At 70.4% G+C, this 22,037-nt stretch carries 16 protein-coding genes and 1 rRNA gene; 7 read left to right on the forward strand and 10 right to left on the reverse strand.

Annotated elements, in window-relative coordinates:
• Positions 1 to 74: 74 nt before the first annotated feature.
• Positions 75 to 191, forward strand: a 5S ribosomal RNA gene (gene rrf, locus TCUR_RS07700).
• An 873-nt stretch (positions 192 to 1,064) separates the two neighbouring features.
• Here the strand turns inward: rrf and TCUR_RS07705 are convergent.
• Complete coding sequence (locus TCUR_RS07705; protein ID WP_012851920.1) at positions 1,065 to 1,586, reverse strand: 2-thiouracil desulfurase family protein; 522 nt, start codon at positions 1,584 to 1,586, stop codon at positions 1,065 to 1,067.
• Positions 1,587 to 1,787: 201 nt separating this feature from the next.
• Between TCUR_RS07705 and ctaD the strand changes: the two genes are divergently transcribed.
• Positions 1,788 to 3,491 (forward strand): aa3-type cytochrome oxidase subunit I, encoded by a 1,704-nt coding sequence (ctaD, locus tag TCUR_RS07710; protein ID WP_012851921.1) that lies wholly within the window; start codon positions 1,788 to 1,790, stop codon positions 3,489 to 3,491.
• 29 nt (positions 3,492 to 3,520) lie between these two features.
• On the opposite strand, the gene TCUR_RS07715 is transcribed toward ctaD, so the two are convergent.
• From TCUR_RS07715 to TCUR_RS07745, 6 genes are all read right to left on the reverse strand, one after another.
• Positions 3,521 to 4,348: an SDR family NAD(P)-dependent oxidoreductase gene (locus TCUR_RS07715; RefSeq protein WP_012851922.1), complete on the reverse strand. Its 828-nt coding sequence runs from the start codon at positions 4,346 to 4,348 to the stop codon at positions 3,521 to 3,523.
• 201 nt (positions 4,349 to 4,549) lie between these two features.
• Positions 4,550 to 5,539 carry an AurF N-oxygenase family protein gene (locus TCUR_RS07720; protein WP_012851923.1) on the reverse strand — a complete coding sequence of 330 codons (990 nt, stop codon included), beginning with the start codon at positions 5,537 to 5,539 and terminating at the stop codon, positions 4,550 to 4,552.
• Positions 5,536 to 6,189, reverse strand: a complete 654-nt coding sequence (locus tag TCUR_RS07725) for a TetR/AcrR family transcriptional regulator (protein WP_245537006.1) — start codon at positions 6,187 to 6,189, stop codon at positions 5,536 to 5,538. Before TCUR_RS07725 ends, TCUR_RS07720 begins: the two co-directional genes overlap by 4 nt.
• Before the next feature lie 331 nt (positions 6,190 to 6,520).
• Complete coding sequence (locus tag TCUR_RS07730; protein ID WP_012851925.1) at positions 6,521 to 7,735, reverse strand: pyridoxal phosphate-dependent aminotransferase; 1,215 nt, start codon at positions 7,733 to 7,735, stop codon at positions 6,521 to 6,523.
• 164 nt (positions 7,736 to 7,899) lie between these two features.
• The gene (locus tag TCUR_RS27855) at positions 7,900 to 10,434 is read right to left on the reverse strand and encodes an ATP-dependent DNA helicase (protein ID WP_012851926.1); all 2,535 of its coding nucleotides are present in this window, start codon (positions 10,432 to 10,434) and stop codon (positions 7,900 to 7,902) included.
• A gap of 39 nt (positions 10,435 to 10,473) precedes the next feature.
• Complete coding sequence (locus TCUR_RS07745; protein WP_012851927.1) at positions 10,474 to 12,066, reverse strand: SMI1/KNR4 family protein; 1,593 nt, start codon at positions 12,064 to 12,066, stop codon at positions 10,474 to 10,476.
• Positions 12,067 to 12,247: 181 nt separating this feature from the next.
• On the opposite strand from TCUR_RS07745, the gene TCUR_RS07750 reads away from it, so the two are divergent.
• Positions 12,248 to 14,812 (forward strand): penicillin acylase family protein, encoded by a 2,565-nt coding sequence (locus tag TCUR_RS07750; RefSeq protein ID WP_012851928.1) that lies wholly within the window; start codon positions 12,248 to 12,250, stop codon positions 14,810 to 14,812.
• A gap of 142 nt (positions 14,813 to 14,954) precedes the next feature.
• Positions 14,955 to 16,082, forward strand: a complete 1,128-nt coding sequence (locus tag TCUR_RS07755) for a DUF4192 domain-containing protein (protein WP_012851929.1) — start codon at positions 14,955 to 14,957, stop codon at positions 16,080 to 16,082.
• A gap of 251 nt (positions 16,083 to 16,333) precedes the next feature.
• Here the strand turns inward: TCUR_RS07755 and TCUR_RS07760 are convergent, their stop codons facing one another.
• Positions 16,334 to 16,705, reverse strand: a complete 372-nt coding sequence (locus TCUR_RS07760; protein WP_012851930.1) for a hypothetical protein — start codon at positions 16,703 to 16,705, stop codon at positions 16,334 to 16,336.
• A 318-nt stretch (positions 16,706 to 17,023) separates the two neighbouring features.
• On the opposite strand from TCUR_RS07760, the gene TCUR_RS07765 reads away from it, so the two are divergent.
• A complete protein-coding gene (locus TCUR_RS07765) occupies positions 17,024 to 17,566 on the forward strand; it encodes a DUF1707 and DUF4870 domain-containing protein (protein ID WP_012851931.1) in 543 nt (180 codons plus the stop codon).
• A gap of 19 nt (positions 17,567 to 17,585) precedes the next feature.
• On the opposite strand, the gene TCUR_RS07770 is transcribed toward TCUR_RS07765, so the two are convergent.
• Positions 17,586 to 18,146 carry a pyridoxamine 5'-phosphate oxidase family protein gene (locus TCUR_RS07770; RefSeq protein WP_012851932.1) on the reverse strand — a complete coding sequence of 187 codons (561 nt, stop codon included), beginning with the start codon at positions 18,144 to 18,146 and terminating at the stop codon, positions 17,586 to 17,588.
• A gap of 96 nt (positions 18,147 to 18,242) precedes the next feature.
• Between TCUR_RS07770 and TCUR_RS07775 the strand changes: the two genes are divergently transcribed.
• Positions 18,243 to 19,610 carry an FAD-binding oxidoreductase gene (locus TCUR_RS07775; protein ID WP_012851933.1) on the forward strand — a complete coding sequence of 456 codons (1,368 nt, stop codon included), beginning with the start codon at positions 18,243 to 18,245 and terminating at the stop codon, positions 19,608 to 19,610.
• Positions 19,611 to 19,662: 52 nt separating this feature from the next.
• Complete coding sequence (locus TCUR_RS07780; protein WP_012851934.1) at positions 19,663 to 20,925, forward strand: SAM-dependent methyltransferase; 1,263 nt, start codon at positions 19,663 to 19,665, stop codon at positions 20,923 to 20,925.
• 285 nt (positions 20,926 to 21,210) lie between these two features.
• Here TCUR_RS07780 and TCUR_RS26960 read toward each other — a convergent pair whose 3' ends face one another.
• Positions 21,211 to 22,005 (reverse strand): hypothetical protein, encoded by a 795-nt coding sequence (locus TCUR_RS26960; protein WP_012851935.1) that lies wholly within the window; start codon positions 22,003 to 22,005, stop codon positions 21,211 to 21,213.
• Between the last annotated feature and the right edge of the window lie 32 nt (positions 22,006 to 22,037).

The raw sequence follows: 22,037 nt of genomic DNA on the forward strand, positions 1-22,037 counted from the left end.
GGCCTGGCCCCTTCCCCGGAGGACGGGGAGGGTGTGGCCGGCCCCCTGGGTGGGTTGGGGTGGGGGTTGGGCGTTCCGGTGGTTATGGCGGAGGGGAAACACCCGGTCCCATTCCGAACCCGGTAGTTAAGCCCTCCAGCGCCGATGGTACTGCATGGGAGACTGTGTGGGAGAGTAGGTCACCGCCGGAACACACACGTTGAAAAAGGAGGGGGTCTCGTCCCGGGTTGGGGGCGGGGCTCCCTCTTTTCTTTTTGTTGGGCCCGTGGGGGTGGGTTTTCGGCTCCTGAGCGGGGGTGAGAGGGACGGGTTCCGGGAAGCATGGGGACCGGGGGTCCCTCTTTTTTGTTTTGTTGGGGTGTGGGGTGGTGTGCCGTCCCCGGTTTTCAGGTGGGGTTGAAAGGGTCGGGGGTGTGTTCGGAGAGCCCAGAGGGCGGGTCTGCGACTGGGTGGGCGGGGTGGGTTTCTGCTCCTGAGCGGGGTTGAGAGGGGCGGGTTCCGGGAAGCACGGGGACCGGGGGTCCCCCCTTTTTTTGTGTTGTTGGGCGAGGGGGGGCGGGTTGGTGTGCCGATCCCCGATTCAGGCTGGGTTTTGTTTGCTCTGCCGCTTGGTTTGAGGCGGTGTCATGTGGGGGTGAGGTCCCTCATCGCTTCGGCAGACTGACGGGTGAGGTGGGGGGTCAGCATGGTCACCGCCTCCCCACAAGGGTGAGGGAGCGGGGTTCTTTTCGGCTGATGGCCCAGCGCACCAAGGACTCGATGCCGGCCGCCAGGGAACTGCCGGCCACCTGCACCCGCGGGCCGCTCTCCAACAAGCCCGTGACCAGTCTCCACCGCCCGCTCCTCGACCTGGCGCAACACCCGCAACAGCTCGAACGGCCACAGCGCCTCTCCGAACAGGACACGGCGCAGACTCGCCGAGCCGTCTTCTGCAAGCAGGGAGTGGGACGGGCGCCGTGCGATCAAGAAACGGTACACCCAGGCTCGGGACGAGGCGGAACCGGCCGCTATGGAAGCTCGCCCCTCGACAAGAGACGCCGCGCCACACGGAGACTGACATCACCTCAGCTCGTTGATTCGGGTGATGGTGGGGAGGATTCCAGGCGTTGCAGGTGGGCGGCTGCGGCGTTGAGGTCGTTTTCGCTGAAGACGGTGATGCCGTGGCGTTCCAGGAGGGCCGTGGTGACGCCGATGCCGGGGGACAGCCGGCCGGTGAAGGAGCCGTCGTAGATCCGGGTGATGCCGCAGGATGGGCTGGATTCTTTAAGGATGGCCAGGCGGGCGCCTGCTCGCCGGGCCGCCTCCAGGGCGCGCTGGGCGCCGGCCAGGAAGGCCGCGGTCACGTCCTGGCCGGTGTCGGTGAGGACGCGGGCGGTGCCGTCCAGGACCGCCGGGCCGCCGCCGGGGCCGGTGATCTCCGCGGGGCGGCGGGGGACGGGCAGTCCGCCGCCGACCTCGGGACAGTAGGGCACCAGGCGCCCTTCGGCCTGCCAGCGGTGGAGGATCGCATCGTCGCGCCGCTTATCGCGGCCGTCGTAGCGCACCGGCCGGCCCAGCAGGCAACTGCTGACCAGGATCTTCTCCACACCCTCACGCTACCCGGCCGGTGGGAGGGCTCGTTTTCGTGCGTTGGATCTCGCGGTTGGGGCCTGCGACGTTGCCGGGGTGTCCGGAAGGTGCGGTCTGACCGGCGCTGACGTGGGCGTTCGTCCCGTGCGGTGCATGGACCCCGCCGTTAGTGGACAGGTACAGCGGTGACAAGGAGGTCCCGTCTCGAGGAGCCCAGCATGGTTCTGCTCGGCCGTCAGTTGCCGGAGGCGCCGCCGGTGCGGCGTAGCCGGGGCTCGCAGCTCGTCTCCTGGATCACCTCGACCGATCACAAGGTGATCGGGCACCTGTACTTGATCACCTCGTTCGTGTTCTTCCTGATCGGCGGAGTCATGGCGCTGGTGATACGCGCCGAGCTGGCCGATCCCGGGCTGCAGGTCGTCACCAACGAGCAGTACAACCGGCTGTTCACCATCCACGGCACGGTGATGATGCTGCTGTTCGCCACCCCGCTGTTCTTCGGGTTCGCGAACGCGATCATGCCGTTGCAGATCGGGGCGCCGGACGTGGCGTTCCCGAGGATGAACATGCTGAGCTACTGGTTCTTCCTGTTCGGCGGCACGATCGTGATGCTGGGGTTCCTCACCTCCTCCGGTGCGGCCAGTTTCGGCTGGACCGCCTACACCCCCTTGAGCAACGAGACCTTCTCACCGGAGGTCGGCGGGGACCTGTGGATCATGGGGCTGGCGCTGTCGGGCCTGGGCACCATCTTGGGCGCGGTCAACTTCATCACCACCATCCTGGGGATGCGGGCGCCCGGCATGACGATGTTCCGGATGCCGATCTTCACCTGGAACACCCTGCTGACCAGCATCCTGGTGCTGCTGGTGTTCCCGGTGCTGGCGGCGGCGCTGCTGGCGCTGATGGCCGACCGCAGGCTGGGCGCCCACATCTACGACGCCTCGACCGGGGGCGCGCTGCTGTGGCAGCACCTGTTCTGGTTCTTCGGCCACCCGGAGGTCTACATCATCGCGCTGCCGTTCTTCGGGATCATCACCGAGATCATCCCGGTGTTCAGCCGCAAGCCGCTGTTCGGCTACGTCGGCATGGTCGGGGCGACGATCGCGATCACCGGGCTGTCGATGGTGGTGTGGGCGCACCACATGTTCACCACCGGCCAGGTGCTGCTGCCGTTCTTCTCGTTCATGACGTTCCTGATCGCGATCCCGACCGGGGTGAAGTTCTTCAACTGGGTCGGCACCATGTGGCGGGGCAGCATCACGTTGCAGACGCCGATGCTGTGGTCGATCGGGTTCCTGGTGACCTTCCTGTTCGGCGGGCTGACCGGGGTGATCCTGGCCTCCCCGCCGATGGACTTCCACGTGCACGACTCCTACTTCGTGGTGGGTCACTTCCACTACGTGGTGTTCGGCACGGTGGTGTTCGCGATGTTCGCCGGGTTCTACTTCTGGTGGCCGAAGTTCACCGGCAAGATGCTCAACGAGACGCTCGGCAAGTGGCATTTTTGGACCCTGTTCATCGGGTTCCACACCACGTTCCTGGTGCACCACTGGCTGGGCGCCGAGGGCATGCCGCGCCGTTACGCCGACTATCCGACCGAGTTCCTGGCCTTGAACAGGGTTTCCAGCGCGGGCGCGCTCCTGCTGGGGACCTCCACGCTGTTCTTCCTGTACAACGTCTACCGCACCGCGCGGCACGGCAAGCGGGTGCAGATCGACGACCCGTGGGGCTATGGGAACTCGATGGAGTGGGCCACGTCCTGCCCGCCGCCGCGGCACAACTTCCTGGCGATCCCGCGGATCAGGTCTGAACGCCCGGCGTTCGACCTGCACTACCCCCGCATCCGGGTGAGCACCGCGGCGATCGGCGGTGAGAGAGAGGGCGGCCGGGCGGTCGAGAGCGGAGGCGAAGAAACCTCCTAGCCGAGGTGGCCGCTGCGGTGACGCAGGGCTCAGCGGCCGTGGTGCTCGCGGCGGTAGCGGGCGGCGGCGAACTGGGCGACGCGCAGGACCGTCCTGGGGCTCAGGCGCATGCCGCGCCAGATGGCCCGGCCCGAGGCGGGGGCGACGATGAGCGCCTGGTTGCGGGCCACCCCGCGCATGATGTCGCGGGCGAGCCGCTCGGGGGTGTAGAAACCGCCGGCCTGCTTTTTGATCTGGGTTCGGCCGTCCCCGCTCATCGGGGTCTCCGGCAGGCCGGGGTTGATGTTGGCCAGCAGCGGGGTGTCCACGAAACCGGGGCAGACCACGCTGACCTTGACGCCGACGCCGGCCGCCTCGGCGCGCAGCGCCAGTGACAATCCGACCACCGCGTGCTTGGTGGCGGTATAGGGGATGCCCATCGGCATGGGGAGCAGCCCGGCCAGCGAGGCGGTGTTGACGATGTGCCCGGAGCGCTGGCGCAGCATGAGGGGGTAGGCGGCCTGCACGCCGTGGACGACGCCCTTGAGGTTGATGTCGATGGCCCGGTTCCAGTGGTCGAGGGTCAGCTCCTCGGCCAGTCCGCCGATCGCGATGCCGGCGTTGTTGAAGACCAGGTCGAGCCGGCCGTGCTCGGCGTGGACGTCCTTGTAGAGGGTTTCGACGGCCTCGGCGTCGGTGACGTCCAAGGCGGCGGCGATGGCGCGGCCCCGGCCGAGGGTGTTGAGCTTGTCGGCGACGTGCTTGGCGCCGGGCTCGTTGATGTCGGCCACCACGACGGTGTCGCCGCGGGCCACCAGAGAGGTGGCGATGGCGCGGCCGATGCCTGAGGCGCCCCCGGTCACGATCGCGATCTTCATGAACTGGTTCCCCGCTCCAAGCCGCACGTCCGGCTGCTTTTATTGGACAGCCGGTCTACTCATGGGGAGTATACGGGGTGGTATGTGCTCGATGCCGAGCGTGTTGCTTTTCTAATTTCGTGACATCTTCATGACCTCTTGTGGCCGGAGGCGAAGACGAGACGGGCCCGCTGCAACGGCTGCAGCGGGCCCGCAGGGTTGTCACACCTTGGCGGCGCGTCCGCGCGGCTCGTCCCAGATGCCCAGGGCGATCCACAGCCGCTTGTTGATCGGGTTGATCACGCCCAGCTCGGCCAGCAGGTCACGGACCTTGCCCACGCACTCGCGGATCTGCTTTTTGAACTCGGGGCTGCCGTAGGCCTGCTTGACCACGTCCTCGGGGATGTCGTAGTAGCGGACCATCGGGCCGGGCGGGCACAGCATGATCCGTGCCATCAGCGCCAGGATCAGCGGGGCGGTGAGGCCGAGCAGCTGGCGGCGCAGGCGGCTCAGCTGCGGCACCCGGTGCTTGAGGTAGTGCCGCGCAAAGGAGATGTGGCGGGCCTCCTCGGCGATGTGGATCTTCATGATCGTCTCTTGCAGCGGGTGCTTGACGTGCCCGCCCTTGAGGGACTTGCGCTGGACGTAGTCGATCGGGTCCTCACCGCCGAGCACGAACACGAAGAACAGCTCGGTGCTGATGAGCGGGATCCACGGCGTCGCCTGGGCGATCAGGTTGAGGGAGCGCGGCATGCCGCGGATCGGCAGCTTGGTGCGGTTGACGAACTCCTGGAACATCATCGCGTGATGACATTCCTCGGTCGTCTCGTGGTAGACGTACCGGAACTCCGCCCGCCCGTTGGGCAGCCAGTAGGCGTAGTTCAGCAGGCCGCGCTTGAGCAGGTTCTCAAACTGCAGCCCCACCTTCATCGCGGTGGCCACCCGCCACAGGCCGATCTCGGCCTGGATCTCCGCCGGCTGCGACTTGTACCACTCGGTGCCGCCCAGCGGGTCCACCTCAGGGGCCAGGATCCAGCGCGGGTCGTGGCGCTCCACCCGGTAGTCGGGGTCCTCCCAGGGGATGTCGGCGTAGGCCTCCCAGTGTTTTTCCACCGAGGCCTTGCTGAGGCGTTCGATCACGCCCAGGTACGACTTGCGGTCGGTGACCTGTTCCTTGATCTCCTCGGCCAGCTGGGTGGGGGTCTTGGTCATGAGCGGGTTTCCTTGTCGTCGGGGATGAGCATGTGGGCGATGTCCTTGACCAGTGCCAGCACGGCCGCCTGGTGCCCGTGGACGTCGTTGTCCAGGGAGTTCTGGATCGACAGCCCCACCAGCAGGGCGAACAGCCCGCGGATGGTGGTGTCGACGATCTCGGGGGGCAGGCTTTCGGGGAACAGCTCGTGGAAGACCTCTTTGATGATCACGATCACGCGCTCGTGGAGGTCGGCGCTGAGGTCACGCAGGGATTCGTCGGTGCGGCCGGCCAGCGCCAGCTCCAGCAGCGCGATGGCCGGGGGCTGGCGCAGCATCTCCCAGAACAGGTCCAGCGCCCCTTCGATGTTGCGCTGCTCCTCCGGCAGCTCCGCATAGGCCTGTTCGTACTCGGCCCGCAGCCGGCTGAGCAGGTGCTCCAGCGCCGCCGCGACCAGCGACATCTTGGTGGGGTAGTGGTGCTGCTGGGCGCCCCGGGACACTCCCGCCCGGCGGGAGACCTCGGTGGTGGACAGGCCCGCCCACCCCAGGTCCGCCAGCGCCTCCGCGGTGGCGTCCAGCAGCCGGGCCTGGGTGGCGGACCGGCGCTCTTCCTGGGTTCTGCGGCTGGTGTGCCTGCGGTGGTATCGCCGGCGACCGTTGACTGACACGCCTTCGACGGTAGGCGTGCAACATACAAGCAAGCAAGCCTGCTTGTATGTTGCCCCGGTCACAATCGGACATTTCGTGCATGCGTTCGCGCTGGTGATGCGCGGTGCGCGGACCGGGTGCGCGTCCGCCTCGGGGATGACGCGGTGGCCGAGCCGGACGCGAGAGGGAAGCAGGCCCCGGGAATCGGGGCGGTGCGGGACGTGCGCTTACGGCGGGCCGTTTCAGCTTCCCGGACGGCCTGCGAGGGCGGCCGGCACGGAACGGGGAGCCGCACAGCGACGCCGGGGCGGCCCGGGCCGCCCCGGCGGGTGCGTCCTGCGTCGGGTTCCGTCAGGACGGGTAGCGGGTGGTCAGGAACGTACCGATGCGGGTGATGGCCTCCTCCAGCTCGGCGGCGTACTGGAGGGTGACCACGCGGAAGTGGTCGTGGGCGGGCCAGTTGAAGCCGGTGCCCTGCACGACGAGCAGCTTCTGGTCTTCCAGCAGCTCCAGGACGAACTGCATGTCGTCCTTGATCGGGTAGACCTCCGGGTCCAGGCGCGGGAACACATACAGCGCGCCCTGCGGCTTGACGCAGCTCACCCCGGGGATCTCGTTGAGCAGCTTCCAGGCGCGGTCGCGCTGCTCGCCCAGCCGCCCGGTGGGCAGCACCAGCTCGTTGATGCTCTGGTGGCCGCCGAGCGCGGCCTGGATGGCGTGCTGGGCCGGCACGTTCGGGCACAGCCGCATGTTGGCCAGGATGTCCAGGCCCTCGATGTAGGACTCGGCGTGCTCCTTGGGGCCCGACAGCACCACCCAGCCGGAGCGGAAACCGGCCACCCGGTAGTTCTTCGACAGCCCGCCGAAGGTCAGGCACAGCAGGTCGGGGGCGAGCGTGGCGATCGAGATGTGCTCGGCGCCGTCGTAGAGCACCCGGTCGTAGATCTCGTCGGAGAAGATGATCAGCCCGTGCCGGCGGGCCAGCTCGGCCAGCCGCTCCAGCACCTGGCGGGAGTAGACCGCGCCGGTGGGGTTGTTGGGGTTGATGATCACCAGCGCCTTGGTCCGCTCGGTGATCTTGGCTTCCACATCGTCCAGGTCCGGGGCCCACCCGGCCTGCTCGTCGCACAGGTAGTGCACCGGGGTGCCGCCGCCCAGGCACACCGAGGCGGTCCACAGCGGGTAGTCCGGTGCGGGGATCAGCACCTCGTCGCCGTTGTTCAGCAGCGCCTGCAGGGTCATCGTGATCAGCTCCGAGACCCCGTTGCCCAGGTAGACGTCCTCGACGTCCAGGCCCTCAAAGCCCCGCTCCTCGTAGTGCTGCACGATGGCGCGGCGGGCCGACAGGATGCCCTTGGAGTCGCTGTAGCCGTGTGCCTCGGGCAGGTTGCGGATGACGTCCTGGAGGATCTCCGGCGGGGCCTCGAACCCGAACGGGGCCGGGTTGCCGATGTGCAGCTTGAGGATCTGGTGCCCCTCGGCCTCCAGCTCCTTGGCCCGCTTCAGGACCGGGCCGCGGATGTCGTAGCAGACGTTGGCGAGCTTCTCCGACTGGGTGACCTGCATGGGAGACAGACTAACGGCGGGCGTCAAAGCCTTTTCCGGGGGTTACGGACCTCCGTTAAAACGCCCCATAGTACTCGGCGTGTCGCTCTCCCGCTGTGTCTTCTCGAACTCGGTGGGGAGGGCCGCGGCAGCGGGAGCGGACGGGCCGGTGCGCATCGGGACGGTCAGGCGGCGGAGACCGCGGCGTCCAGGCGCCGCAGGGCGCCGCGGACCACGGCCGGGTCGGTCGTCGTCCAGAACGGGGGCAGCGACGATCTGAGGAACCCGCCGTAGCGGGCGGTCGCCAGGCGGGGGTCGAGGATCGCCACGACGCCCCGGTCGGTGGCCGAGCGCAGCAGCCGCCCGGCGCCCTGCGCCAGCAGCAGCGCCGCCTGGGTGGCCGCCACCGCCATGAAGCCGTTGCCGCCCCGGGCCGCCACCGCCCGCTGCCGGGCCGAGGCGATCGGGTCGTCCGGGCGGGGGAACGGGATCCGATCCATGATCACCAATTGCAGGGACGGGCCGGGCACGTCCACCCCCTGCCACAGCGACAACGTGCCGAACAGGCAGGTCCGCTCCTCCTCGGCGAACCTTTTGACCAGCAGGGAGGTGGCGTCCTCGCCCTGGCACAGCAGCGGGTGGCCCAGACGTCCCCGCAGCTCCTCGGCGGCCTGCCGGGCCGCCCGCATCGAGGAGAACAATCCCAGCGTCCGCCCGCCGGCCGCTTCGATCAGCTCGGCGATCTCGGTCAGGTAGGCCTCCGGCAGCCCGTCCCGCCCCGGTTGCGGCAGGTGCCGCGCGACGTAGAGGATGCCCGCCTTGGCGTGGTCGAACGGCGACCCGGCGTCCAGCGCCGACCAGCGCAGCTCACCGCCCTCCCCGGACGGGTCGCCCGGGCCTTGGGGCCGTGCCTGGCGTGCTGCGACGTCCGCAGGCTCCCGGCCGGCCCGCGAGCGGTCATCCCCGGGACCGGACTCTGTGGAAGAGCCGTCGGCCCCGGCCGAGCGGGACGGGTCACCCGCCGGGCCGTGACCGCCGGAACGTGGATCTGCGGCTTGACCGTCGTTGGATCCGTGGGAGGGACCGCGGGCGGCATGCGGCGGGCTGTGACCGTTGGAATTCGGCTTCCCGCCCCCTCGCGCCGACGGGCGGCCGTCCACGGAGTCGCAGACACCCGGCCCCGGTGATGCGGCGGCGTGTCCTGCCGCCGGGTGGCCGTTCTCGGACCCCTGGGCGGCGGGGTGGGGTGAGCCGCCCGCCGGGCCGTGGTCGGTGAGACTCGGGTTCGCGGCGCGGACGTCCCCGGAGCGGTGGCCCGCAGGCGGTGCAAGGTCCGCCGGCCCGCGGCCGCCGGCGCGGTTCGCCGCCGGGGCCTGCGCGGAGCTCAAAGGAGGCAGGCCCCACTGGCGGGCCAAGGGCTCGAACGAGCCGCCCAGGGTGAGGGTGGCCGAGGTCAAGATGGTGGTGCGGGTGCCGAAGAGCGCCGTGCGCAGCAGGCCGCCGACGCTGATGGGGGCGATGTGCAGGGTCGGCGGGCGGCGGGGGCCGTCCGGTGCCGCGGGACCGGTGAGCGGCTTGTCGAGCCAGACCACATCGGAGCGCGCGGCGAGCTGCGGTTCGAAGGACTCCAGCATCCGCACCGCGGTGTCGTGCAGCTCCTCCACCGTCGAGCGGACGGCTCTGCGGGCCGCCAAGGCGGCCGGGTCGTCTGCGCGGTCGGAGCCGAGCGCGGTCAGGCAGGCGTGCGCGGCGTCCCGCAGCGCGGCCAGCGCCCGGCCCAGCGGTTCCGGCAGCACGTCCAGCCGCCCGGCCGACAGGTCCTCCAGCAGCGCCGCCAGCTTCTCGGCCGCCTCCTTCAGCCGGTCGGCCACGCCCTCTTCGATGAGCCGGCCGCAGCGGCGGGCGGCGGTCTCGGCGGCCGGGCCGCTGAGCGCCCCGGAGCCCGCCGCGGTGACCCGGTCCACCAGCTCGTGCGCCTCGTCCACGATCACCACGTCGTGCTCGGGCAGCACCTGGCGTCCTTCCAGGGCGTCGATCGCCAGCAGGGCGTGGTTGGTGACCACGATGTGCGCTTGGCCCGCCTCGGCCCGGGCCTGCTCGGCGAAGCAGGACTCCCCGTGCGGGCAGCGCTGGGCGCCCAGGCATTCGCGGGCGCTCACCGACACCTGCCGCCACGCCTGCTCGCTCACCCCGGGCACCAGTTCGTCGCGGTCGCCGGTGACGGTCTGCCCGGCCCACTCGTGCAGCCGCTTGACCTGCCGGCCCAGCGCCGACAGCTGCTGCGGGTCGAACAGCGCCGCGTCCTCGGGCTCGTCGGGGGCGCCGGTGTGCACCCGGTGCAGGCACAGGTAGTTGCCGCGGCCCTTGAGGATGGCGAACCGGGGCTCTTGCCCCAGCAGCGGCCGCAGCGCCTCGGCCAGGCGGGGCAGGTCACGGTCCACCAGCTGGCGCTGCAGCGCGATGGTGGCGGTGGAGACCACCACCGTGGTGTCGGCCGCCACCGCGTGCCGGATCGCCGGGACCAGGTAGGCCAGCGATTTGCCGGTCCCGGTCCCGGCCTGGGCGGCCAGGTGCTCCCCGGTGGCGATGGCCCGCGCGACCGCTTCGGCCATTCGCACCTGGCCGGGACGTTCGGTTCCCCCGATCGCTTTGACCGCGGCGGCCAGCAGGGCGGCGGTGTCCGGGAGGCGGACCTCGCCGGGCGGATCAGCGGACGGCATGTCGGCCAACGCTACCCCGCCCGCGGTGGCGATGCGGCCTCACGGCTCCAGCCGGCCGGTGAGCCGGGCCACGGCGGGAGGCCGGAAGCGGGGGAAACCGGCCGCCCACTCCAGGGCCGTCTGGTGCCTCACCGTGTCGCCGGCCAGGGCGGCGACGGCCGGCGCAGGCGGCCGGTCGGTGCGTTTGCGCAGCTCCTGCCACTGCTCCAGGGCCAGCATGAGGAAACGCGGCGTCGTCGCGCCGGCCAGGTGCTCCAGATCGCCGACGGCGGCTTCGGCCAGGTCCAGGCCGTACAGCTTGGGCAGCGTGCTCAGCGGGGCGATGCGCACCGGCTGTTCGGTGGTCAAGACGACGGTGCGCAAGGTGGGGTGGCCGGTCAGCGGTGTCAGGTCCACCGTGTCCACCCTCAGCTCAAGGTTCTCCACCGGCAGTTCCCGCAGCACGCTCAGGTCGGGGTTCCGGCAGGTCAGGGTGATGTCGCGGAGCCGGGGCGCGTTGCGCAGCGGGCGCAGGTCCAGCTCGGTGCCGTGCAGGACGATGAGCCGCTGCACCTCCGGGCCGACCGAGGCCAGGGTCGCTCGGCGGGCGTCGATGCGGCGTTGCCAGGCGTAGCGGTCGGCCGGCTGCTCCCATTCGGGCCCGAACAGCTCTACGTAGTCCTCCTCCGGGGCCTCATAGTCACCTCGTTTGAGCGTTTTCAGCTCCATGCGCAGCAGGCCGGTGACCGAGTCGGCCCGGTACAGGGCGCCGTCGTCGTAGTCGCGGCCCATCTCGATGACCTGTCCCGGCCTGCCCCCCGGACCCGGGGCCATGTCGACGGCCAGGTAGTTGCCGCCGCCGTCGTGCGCGAACGGGATCCAGCCGAGGTGCCCGGTCACCCGGCGCACCCTTCGCAGCGGGTCGGTCTCCAAGACGGTGTGGTTCCAGCCCGTCTCCCAGCCCGGCCGGTTGTACCGGCCGTCTTCCAGCCGGCCCCCGGAGCCTTCGGGACCGACCAGCTCGCTCAAAGACAGCCACTCATAGTCGTCGAATGTCAGCGGACCGCCGTCGCTCACCCGGTAGAGCGCCAGCAGGTCGGCCGGCAGGGGCACCGGGGACCGTTGCTGCAGCAGCTCCAGCATGGCGGTGGAGGCGGGCGGGCGCGGCGGCTCGGTGCGGCCGAGGATCTCGTACTTGATCCGCATGACCTCGCGCAGCAGATGGACGGCCTCCTGCGGGTCCCCGGCGGGGGAGGCGTCGGCCGGACCGTCCTCCTCATCGCCGGGCTGCAAAGGATCGGCGCCGGGGTCGAGGAGATACAGGTGGCTGCGAAAGCCGGAGAACGGGCCGTGCTCGCCGGGCCAGATGACGAGCGCCTGGTAGTCGCCGGAGGACTGCACGGTCAGGTCCACGTGCGCCTGCCCGGCGCCGCCGCGCCGGCAGAGGGAGTGGAACGGGTCGAGGGGCAGGTCGAACAGACGGTCGTTCACCGGGCCCTCCGGACGGTGGTAAACCAGCCGCCGGCTCACCGAGATGGGCGTCACGACGCAGCTCAGGGTCGCGGACAGCCAGCCGGAGGGAGCCTCCCGGTACACGGCCGCCGCCACCGACCGCAAATGCTCGGCTGCCGGCGGATCCAGTTCACTCGCCATCGAGGACCTTTTCCCGTTCACGCATCGTAGTCACCGTAAGACCAAGAATCTCACAACATGAGCCATGGGCGAGTGAGGACGTCTGTGATGTGAGGCGCGGGCACGGCCGGTCTCCAAATCCGCACTATCGCGACCATTGCTGCTTTAAGCTGCGAAAACCCTCTGGATGGAAGGAGCTTGAGTGGCCCGGTTCGCCCCCCTCGCCCCGCTGCCGGGGCCCGCCCGCTGGGCCGTGCGCGTCCTGGCGGTCCTGCTGGTGCTCGTGCTGCTGCTCACCGCGTGGACGGTGTGGACGGTGCGGCGCTCATTCCCCCGGATGGACGGGGAGATCAGGCTGCCGGGCCTGCGCGCCGCCGTCACCGTCTATCGGGATAAATGGGGTATTCCGCACATCTATGCGGATACCGGTGAGGATCTGATGCGCGCCCAGGGTTATGTGCACGCCCAAGACCGTTTCTGGGAGATGGATTTCCGCCGGCACATCACCTCCGGGCGCCTGTCGGAACTGTTCGGCGAGACCACCGTCGACACCGACAAGTTCGTGCGGACGCTGGGATGGCGGCGAGTGGCCGAACAGGAACTCGCCCTGCTGTCGCCCCGGACCAGGCGCTACCTGGAGGCCTACGCCCAAGGCGTCAACGCCTGGCTGAGAGAGCACCCCGACACCGCCACGCAGAGCCTGGAATACGCCGTCTTGGGCTTTCAGCGCTCCGGCTACACCCCCGAGCCGTGGACCCCGGCCGACTCGGTGGCCTGGCTGAAGGCGATGGCCTGGGACCTGCGCTCCAACCTGGAAGAGGAACTGGAACGCGCCCTGGCCGCCACCAAGGTCCCCAAGTCCCGGGTCGAGCAGCTCTTCCCGGACTACGACCACGACCGCTTCCCGGTCATCGTCGCAGGCGGCGAGGTCGAAGACGGCGAGTTCCGCCCCTCGGGCGACGCCGCGCCGGCCGCCTCCCCCCGCGCCCGCGCCACCGTCCCCGCCCTGGAGAACGCTCCGCGGGAAGCTTCAGGTGATGAGACGCCCGGGGCGGACGCGGCGCCGGCGCTGGAGCGTCTGGCAAGGGCGCTGCGCGCGATGCCGTCCCTGATGGGCAACGGGGCGCCGGGCATCGGCTCCAACTCCTGGGTGGTCGCCGGCAGCCGCACCACCACCGGCAAGCCGCTGCTGGCCAACGACCCGCACCTGGCACCGCACATGCCGTCCATCTGGTACCAGGCGGGGCTGCACTGCCGGCGGATCACCGAAGAGTGCCCCCTGGACGTCACCGGCTTCACCTTCTCCGGCACCCCCGGCGTGATCATCGGGCACAACGACCGGATCGCCTGGGGCTTCACCAACTTGGGACCGGACGTCGCCGACCTGTACCTGGAGAAGATCACCGGCGACGCCTACGAGTACAAGGGCTCCCGGGAGCCGCTGCAGACCCGCGTCGAGGAGATCAAGGTCGCCGGCTCCGACCCGGTGCGGATCACCGTCCGCGCCACCCGGCACGGCCCGATCGTCTCCGACGTCATGGACATCGAACCCATCGCCGGGGAGGGGACGGCCGTGGCGCTGCGCTGGGTGGCGCTGGAGCCCCGCCCGACCGCCGACGCCATCGTGGCGATGAACTCCGCCCGCAACTGGGAGGAGTTCCGCGAGGCGGCCAGGTTCTTCGACGTGCCCGCGCAGAACCTCGTCTACGCCGACGTGGACGGCAACATCGGCTACCAGGCGCCCGGCCGCATCCCGATCCGCGCCAAGGGCGATGGAACCTGGCCGGTGCCCGGCTGGACCGGGGAGTACGAATGGACCGGCTACATCGACTTCGATGAACTGCCCAGCGTCTACAACCCCCGCTCCGGGTACATCGTCACCGCCAACAACGCCGTCATCGGCTCTCAGTACCGGCACCTGCTCACCAAGGACTGGGCCTACGGGTACCGCGCCGCCCGCATCCAGCAGCTGATCACCGCCGCTCCGAAGGTGGACCAGGCCGCCATGAGCCGCATCCAAAAAGACGGCTACGACGGCTTCGCGGCCGTGCTGGTGCCGCACCTGCTGCGCGTGGGCGGCCCCGATGTGGAACTGCTGCGCGGCTGGGACTTCCAGCACTCGCGCGACTCGGCTCCCGCCGCCTACTTCAACGCCATCTGGCGTCACCTGCTCATCGGCACCTTCAACGACGAGCTGCCCGAGCAGGCCCGCCCCTCCGGCGGGGAACGCTGGTCGGAGGTCGTCCGCCTGCTGCTGGACCGCCCCGACGACCCCTGGTGGGACGATGTGCGCACCGCCGGCGTCAAGGAGACCCGCGACGACGTCCTGCGCCGGGCCGTCCGCGCCGCGCACACCGAGCTGACCGGCAGGCTCGGCGACGACCCGCGCCGCTGGCGGTGGGGCGACCTGCACACGCTCAAGCTCACCAACGACACCTTCGGCACCTCCGGGATCGCCCCCATCGAGTGGCTGTTCAACCGCGGGCCGCTCAAGCCGTCCGGCACCGAGAGCAGCGTCGACTCCACCGGGTGGGACGCCCAGGAGGGCTATGAGGTCACCTCGGTGCCGTCCATGCGGATGGTCGTCGACCTGGGCGACCTGGACCGCTCCCGCTGGATCAACCTGACCGGCGCCTCCGGGCACGCCTTCCACGCCAACTACCACGACCAGGCCCGGCTGTGGGCCGACGGCCGGACCATCCCCATGTACTCGCGCCCGGACTCGGTGCGCCGCGCCGCCGAGCACACCCTCACTCTCACTCCCTGACCGGCGGACGGGCCTTCGCCGCGGCGCGGGGCGCCCGGCCGTTCCCCGAGCGGCCGGGCACCCCGCGCCCAAGGCGTGAACGGTTATCCACATTTTCAAGTGATCTCCCGGCCGTGGCCGCCCGCCTGACAGGCTCGAGGGCATGAAAGAGCCCATGGCCCGCACCGACCGGCCCGCGTTGAAGATCCGGTCACCGCACGATGCGGTGTCCGTCGTGCCCTACCTGCTCGGCTTCCATCCCGCCGACAGCCTGGTCGCCATCGGTTTCGACGGCCCCGCCGGCACGTGCGCGATGCGGTTCGACTTACCGCGGTCCGGTGCCGCCGAACTGCGCGAGGGACTGGCCGAACGCGCCGGCCTGCTGCTGTCCCGCAACGGCTTCCGGCAGGTCCTGCTGATCGGATACGGCCCCGCCGAACGCGTCACACCCGTCATCGACGCCTCCCGGCGGGCCCTCGCCGAGCGCGGCATCACCGTCAAGGAGGCCTTGCGCGTCGCCGATGGACGCTGGTGGTCGTACCTGTGCCGGGACCCCGGCTGCTGCCCGCCGGAGGGCACCGCCTACGACATCTCCGCCAGCGTGATCGCGGCCGAGGCCACCTTCGCCGGGCATGTGGCCTACGCCGACCGGTCCGAGCTGCAACGCACCATCGCCCCCCTCACCGGTCCCGCCCGGCAGGCCATGCGCCGGGCCACCGACCGGGCTGAAGAACGCCTGCTGTCGTGGGCCGCCGCCGGCCATTCGCCGGAGCGGATCCGCGCCCGGATGGTCGAGGAGGCCGTCCCGCTGCTGGCCGACCTGACCTCCCGCGCCGGCCCGCCGTCCGACGAGGAGATCGCCTGGCTGGGCGTCCTCCTCACCAATTTGCGGGTGCGCGATGAGGCCTGGGTCCGCATGGACCTGGACGATCCCGCCTCGGTCATCGCGTTCTGGAGCGACGTGCTGCGCCGCGTCGAGACCCCCTACGCCGCGGCCCCGGCGTGCCTGCTGGCCTACGCCGCCTACACCACCGGCGACGGCGGCCTGGCCAACATCGCGCTCGACCGCGCGATGGAGGCCGACCCGGCCTATTCCCTGGCACTCGTCCTGCGCGAAGTCATCGACTCCGCCATCCCCCCATCGAAGGCCCGCCTGAAGATGACCCCTGAGGAACTCGCCGCCGCCTACGCGGAACAGGAGAAGAACGCCGCCTTGAACGGAGAGCGCGGGAAACCTCAACCCTCCGGACGCGACGGCACTGCCGGGCGCGGCGCAGGCCCGCCGCCCTGAAAGGCCCTCGGTGGTCTTGCGGTCTTCCGGCCGCAAGACCACCGAAGGCATGCCGGCGGTGCGCCTTTCACTACGTGACCTGAGGCTCCGGGGCGGGTTTCGGTGGTGCTCGGTGCCGGGCCGAAACGCGCCGCGGGCCGCCGGAACGGCGGATCACCTGTTCGGACCTGCTATTGCCCCGCTCGCTTCGGCCCGTCCGATCCCGGGTCCTTCCCGGGCTCTGGCAGGTCTCTCGGCGGGGAGACGGCCGGTCAAGAGGAGACGGCTTCGCCGGGAGAGCCAGGGTCGAGACGGCGGTGGCGGTTGCGTTCGTTCCAGGCGCGCATGCGCGGCGGGTAGCCGACCAGCTGGGCGTCGTAGACGGGCAGGCCCAGATCACGGGCCACCTTGTGGATCACCTGGGGGGCGCCGACCCGGCGGCGGATCCACTCCCCGTCGGAGGCGACGGCGACCGCGGTGGTGTCGGTGGCGAAGGTCTGGGGCTCGACGTAGAACTCCACGCCCTGGCGGCTGCGGGCAAAGGCGATCAGCGCCTCGATGTCGGCGTTGGTCGCCTCCCGGTCCAGCCTGGTGATCCTGTTCCCGCGCCACTTGCGGATTCCGAATCGGTCCCGGAACCTCATCCGCCTGCCCTGCCATTCGGTGTTCGTGGCGCTCCGGCCCCCGCGGAGCGTGCCCCTTGCCTGCTGGGTCGATGCTGGTTGAAAGGACAACGGCCGGTGCGTTCGAGCGGTTCCCCAAGCCCGCCCCGGCGTCGCATCCGGACCGGACCAGCCGTCCTCGCCCTGGGCATCTCTGCAGAGCCCCGCATGGGAAACAGCGCCTTTGGGCCCGGGACGCCCGGCGCGGCGATCCCCTGAGCGCGGCGGAGCGGGAGACCAGGGTAAAGCCAGGGGCTTCCCCGATATTCGCCGACGCGGGACGGAACCGAGCATGGAGGCATGAACGGCGGTGGATACACGACGACGGCGCTGAGGGTTTCGGACGCCGAGAGAGAACCGGTGCTCGAACGGCTCAAAGACGCCTATGCCGAAGGACGGCTGGATCACGCGGAATTCGAGCTGCGGATGCATCTGGCGATGACCGCCAAGACCCGCGCCGACCTGGCGGCGGTGATGGCGGGCCTGGAACGGCCGGTGCCGGAGCCCGCCTCCGGCGGCGTCCCCGGCAAGACGGCGCCCGGCCCGCCGGACGGGCGGCAGCGGCTGCTGGCCGCCCTGGCGCACGGGTCGGGCGCGGTACCGCTGATCATCCCGCCTTTGGCGGTCATGCTGCTCGCCGGAGCCGGCGCGCCGTATGCGCGGCGCCAGGCGGCCGAGGCGGTGAACTTCCAGCTGACGCTGCTGCTGGTGACGATCGTGACGTTCGGGCTGGGCGGCATCGTCTACACCGTCTCCTGGGTGGTCGCCCTGGTCGCCGCCGTGGCCGCGCTCGGCGGCCTGGACTTCCGCTACCCCTGGATCTTGAGGCTGCTCCGGGCGTGACCCCCGCGCGGGGCGGGGCTCAAGAGCCGGTGGGAGGGTCCAGGGCGGGCAGGCCGTCGATGCTGGTGGTGTTCTTCTCGCGGCGGTAGGCGGCGAAGTCCTCCGGGCTCTTGCGCCGTGACCAGTCTTTGAGATGCTCGCGGTCGCCGGCGAAGTCCATGTAGGGGACGCCGTAGCCGCAGGAGTCGGCGATGCGGTGCACGTCCACCACGATGATCGACCGCGCGCCCGGGATGTCGGAGGGGAAGAAGGACACCAGCGCGGGCCACTCGGCGGAGCCGGGGGTGACGACACGGCCGGTGCCGTACAGGCGCAGGATCTTCGGGGTGCGCTCAAAGGAGCAGAACATCACGGTGATCCGGCCGTTCTGCCGCAGGTGCGCGATGGTCTCCGCGCCGGAGCCGTGCATGTCCAGGTAGGCGACGGTGCGGTCGTCGATGACGGCGAAGGTGTCGCGGTATCCCTTGGGGGACACATTGATGTGACCGCCCTCCAGCGGGGCGGTGGCGACGAAGAACAACGGCTGCCGGGCGATGAAGGCACGCAGACGGTCATCGAGGCCGTCGTAAAGCTTCCCCATGATGCTCCCTTGACGGGCAATCTGTGACGACCATAACGGGAGAGCGCCTGGAACGGGCATGGGATGATCGGTTTACTGGTCACGGGAAGGGGCGCGATGTCACAGCTGGCGGTCACAGACCACCACGAGCGAGCGGTCGAGGCGCTGCGCAGGTCGTATGCGGCGATCCCGCCGGGCACACCGGTCCGCTTGGCCAAGCAGACCTCCAACCTGTTCCGCTTCCGCGAGCCGACGGCCGCGCCCGGCCTGGACGTGTCCGGCTTCAACCGGGTGCTGGCGGTGGACCCGGATGCGCGCACCGCCGACGTGCAGGGCATGACCACCTACGAGGACCTGGTCGACGCCACCCTGCCGCACGGGCTGATGCCGCTGGTGGTGCCCCAGCTCAAGACGATCACGCTGGGCGGGGCGGTGACCGGCCTGGGCATCGAGTCCACCTCCTTCCGCAACGGCCTGCCGCACGAGTCGGTGCTGGAGATGCAGATCATCACCGGCGCCGGCGAAGTGGTCACCGCCACCCCGGACGGGGAGCACTCCGACCTGTTCTGGGGCTTCCCCAACTCCTACGGGACGCTGGGGTACGCCCTGAAGCTGAAGATCGAACTGGAGCCGGTCAAGCCGTACGTCCGGCTGCGGCACCTGCGCTTCGACGACGCCGGCGAGTGCGCCGCCAAGCTCGCCGAGCTGAGCGAAAGCCGCGAGCACGAGGGCGATGAGGTGCACTTTTTGGACGGCACCTTCTTCGGGCCGCGCGAGATGTACCTGACGCTCGGCACGTTCACCGACACCGCCCCCTATGTGTCGGACTACACCGGGCAGCACATCTACTACCGGTCGATCCAGCAGCGGTCGATCGACTTTTTGACCATCCGCGACTACCTGTGGCGCTGGGACACCGACTGGTTCTGGTGCTCGCGCGCCCTGGGCGTGCAGAACCCGCTGATCCGGCGGGTGTGGCCGAAGAGCGCCAAGCGGTCGGATGTGTACCGCAAGCTGGTGGCCTACGAAAAGCGCTACCAGTTCAAGGCGCGCATCGACCGGTGGACGGGCAAGCCGCCGCGCGAGGACGTCATCCAGGACATCGAGGTGCCGGCAGAACGCCTGCCGGAGTTCCTGGAGTTCTTCCACGACAAGATCGGGATGAGCCCGGTGTGGCTGTGCCCGCTGCGGGCGCGCCACCGCTGGCCGCTGTACCCGCTCAAGCCCGGCGTCACCTACGTCAACGCCGGCTTCTGGGGGACGGTGCCGCTGCAGCCGGGGCAGATGCCCGAGTACCACAACCGGCTGATCGAACGGAAGGTCGCCCAACTGGACGGCCACAAGTCTCTGTACTCGACGGCGTTCTACTCGCGTGAGGAGTTCTGGCGGCACTACGACGGGGAAACCTACCGGCGTCTGAAGGACACCTACGACCCCGACGCGCGCCTGCTCGACCTCTACGACAAGTGCGTGCGGGGACGCTGACCGGGGCGGCGGCGATGAAGACCCGCGGGGCGGGACGGACAGGAGGGAAGCGATGACGCTGGCCAAGGTCTTCGAGGAGCTGGTCGGGGCGGACGCCCCTGTGGAGCTCACCGCCTACGACGGATCGAGAGCCGGACGCCTGGGCAGTGATCTGCGGGTCCACGTGAAGTCGCCGTACGCGGTGTCCTACCTGGTGCACTCGCCGAGCGCGCTCGGGCTGGCCCGCGCGTACGTGGCCGGGCACCTGGACGCCTACGGCGACATGTACACGCTGCTGCGGGAGATGACGCAGCTGACCGAGGCGCTGACGCCCAAGGCCCGGCTGCGGCTGCTGGCCGGTGTCCTGCAGGATCCGCTGCTGCGCGCGGCGGCCAGCCGCCGTCTGCCGCCCCCGCCGCAGGAGGTGCGGACCGGCCGCACCTCCTGGTTCCGGCACACCAAGCGGCGGGACGCCAAGGCCATCTCCCACCACTACGACGTGTCCAACACCTTCTATGAGTGGGTGCTGGGCCCGTCGATGACCTACACCTGCGCCTGTTTCCCCACCGAGGACGCCACCTTGGAGGAGGCGCAGTTCCACAAGCACGACCTGGTCGCCAAGAAGCTCGGGCTGCGGCCGGGCATGCGGCTGCTGGACGTGGGCTGCGGCTGGGGCGGCATGGTGATGCACGCCGCCAAGCACTACGGGGTGCGGGCGCTGGGCGTCACGCTGTCCAAGCAGCAGGCCGAGTGGGCGCAGAAGGCCATCGCCGAGGCGGGCCTGAGCGACCTGGCCGAGGTCCGCCACCAGGACTACCGGGACGTCACCGAGGGCGACTTCGACGCCATCAGCTCGATCGGCCTCACCGAGCACATCGGCAAGGCCAACCTGCCGTCCTACTTCGGCTTCCTGTACGGCAAGCTCAAGCCGGGCGGGCGGCTGCTCAACCACTGCATCACCCGGCCCGACAACACCCAGCCGGCCATGAAGAAGGACGGGTTCATCAACCGGTACGTCTTCCCCGACGGGGAGCTGGAGGGGCCCGGCTACCTGCAGACCCAGATGAACGACGCCGGTTTTGAGATCCGCCACCAGGAGAACCTGCGCGAGCACTACGCCCGCACCCTGGCCGGATGGTGCCGCAACCTCGATGAGCACTGGGACGAGGCGGTGGCCGAGGTCGGCGAGGGCACCGCGCGGGTGTGGCGGCTGTACATGGCCGGCAGCCGGCTCGGTTTCGAGCTCAACTGGATCCAGCTGCACCAGATCCTGGGCGTCAAGCTCGGCGAGCGCGGCGAGTCCCGCATGCCGTTGCGGCCCGACTGGGGCGTGTGACGGAATCGCGCTCCCGGCCGCCTGCATACGGGACGGCGCCGTGGCCTGCGGATGTCGGCGGAGCCGCCGTCTCGGGGCTTTGGCGGCCGGGTGCTGAAGGCCTCGGTGGGCCCGTGCGTCCCGGGACGCACGGGCCCACCGCCGGAGAGAAAGCCGGTGCGCTCGTCCTCCCGGAGGATCTCGGCGGAGCGCACCGGCCTCCGCGACCGGAGGGAATGACGAGATCCCCGGGACGCCGGCTTTGCTGAGCGGCCCGGCAAGGGGAGCGCGGCCGGACGGCGAGCGCTAATTCTGCTTGCCCGGATTTCCGCCGGCCGGGTTGCCGTTTCCCGGCTTCCCGCTTCTTGCACTGCCATTGCCGGCGTTGCCGTTGCCCGGGGCGCCCTTTCCTGACTCGGCCTTGCCCTTCCCCCGGCCGGGGTTGTTCTCAGGCCCTTTGCGGTTCGCGCCGTCGTCCTTGCCGGCGTTGTTCTTTCCGGCGGGGCCGGAAGGGGCGGAGGGCTTCAGCGCGAGCCGGCAGTAGCGGTCCACGTCACCGCCTGTTCGCGCGGACAGCGCGGCGAAGGCGGGGGAGCGGCGCGCGGCCTGCGGGTTGACCTTGGCGGCGCTGGTGTAGGCCCGGCACAGCCGCACCGTCTCAGGCGCGGCCGTCCCCGCGGCGGACGGCGCGGCCGAAGGGTCGGCCGAAACGGAGGGGGCCGTGGCGCTCTGGGACGGTGCGGCATGGATGCGGGGAGGGCCTGCGGGCGGCTCCCCCCGCCCGCCCGGTGACGGCATGCCGAGGACCGCGGGCAGGAAGACCGGCAGCACCGTGATCACCAGCGCCGCCGAGGCGAGCAGCAGCGGGGTGTGGCGGGCCGCGGCGCGGGCGGGGCGCGGCCCGCGGGCCCGTGCCCGGAAGGCCGCCACGGCGGCCTCCTCGCCGGCCAGTTCCGCCTCCGTGCCGGGCGCCGCGGCGGCCTGCAGCAGCCGGACCAGCGGGTCCGCCGACTCGGGGGCCGGTGACCGCGGACACGCCGAGGCGGCCTTGAGCATCCGCTCGGCGCTCTCGTGGTCGATCCGACGGTCGTCTGCGTTCATCTCATTCCCTCTGCCTCCACGGCCGGTGCGCA

It is taken from the genome of Thermomonospora curvata DSM 43183, from assembly GCF_000024385.1.
GTDB classification, from domain to species: Bacteria; Actinomycetota; Actinomycetes; order Streptosporangiales; family Streptosporangiaceae; genus Thermomonospora; species Thermomonospora curvata.

Bases quoted from the DNA above. Each gene is read 5' to 3' on its own strand.
- TCUR_RS07755 (WP_012851929.1), top strand. From the start codon at position 14,955: ATGAAAGAGCCCATGGCCCGCACCGACCGGCCCGCGTTGAAGATCCGG.
- TCUR_RS07730 (WP_012851925.1), bottom strand. From the start codon at position 7,735: ATGCAGGTCACCCAGTCGGAGAAGCTCGCCAACGTCTGCTACGACATC.
- TCUR_RS26960 (WP_012851935.1), bottom strand. From the start codon at position 22,005: ATGAACGCAGACGACCGTCGGATCGACCACGAGAGCGCCGAGCGGATG.
- TCUR_RS27855 (WP_012851926.1), bottom strand. From the start codon at position 10,434: ATGCCGTCCGCTGATCCGCCCGGCGAGGTCCGCCTCCCGGACACCGCC.
- TCUR_RS07770 (WP_012851932.1), bottom strand. From the start codon at position 18,146: ATGGGGAAGCTTTACGACGGCCTCGATGACCGTCTGCGTGCCTTCATC.
- ctaD (WP_012851921.1), top strand. From the start codon at position 1,788: ATGGTTCTGCTCGGCCGTCAGTTGCCGGAGGCGCCGCCGGTGCGGCGT.
- TCUR_RS07715 (WP_012851922.1), bottom strand. From the start codon at position 4,348: ATGAAGATCGCGATCGTGACCGGGGGCGCCTCAGGCATCGGCCGCGCC.
- TCUR_RS07760 (WP_012851930.1), bottom strand. From the start codon at position 16,705: ATGAGGTTCCGGGACCGATTCGGAATCCGCAAGTGGCGCGGGAACAGG.
- TCUR_RS07765 (WP_012851931.1), top strand. From the start codon at position 17,024: ATGAACGGCGGTGGATACACGACGACGGCGCTGAGGGTTTCGGACGCC.
- TCUR_RS07720 (WP_012851923.1), bottom strand. From the start codon at position 5,539: ATGACCAAGACCCCCACCCAGCTGGCCGAGGAGATCAAGGAACAGGTC.
- TCUR_RS07780 (WP_012851934.1), top strand. From the start codon at position 19,663: ATGACGCTGGCCAAGGTCTTCGAGGAGCTGGTCGGGGCGGACGCCCCT.
- TCUR_RS07745 (WP_012851927.1), bottom strand. From the start codon at position 12,066: ATGGCGAGTGAACTGGATCCGCCGGCAGCCGAGCATTTGCGGTCGGTG.
- TCUR_RS07775 (WP_012851933.1), top strand. From the start codon at position 18,243: ATGTCACAGCTGGCGGTCACAGACCACCACGAGCGAGCGGTCGAGGCG.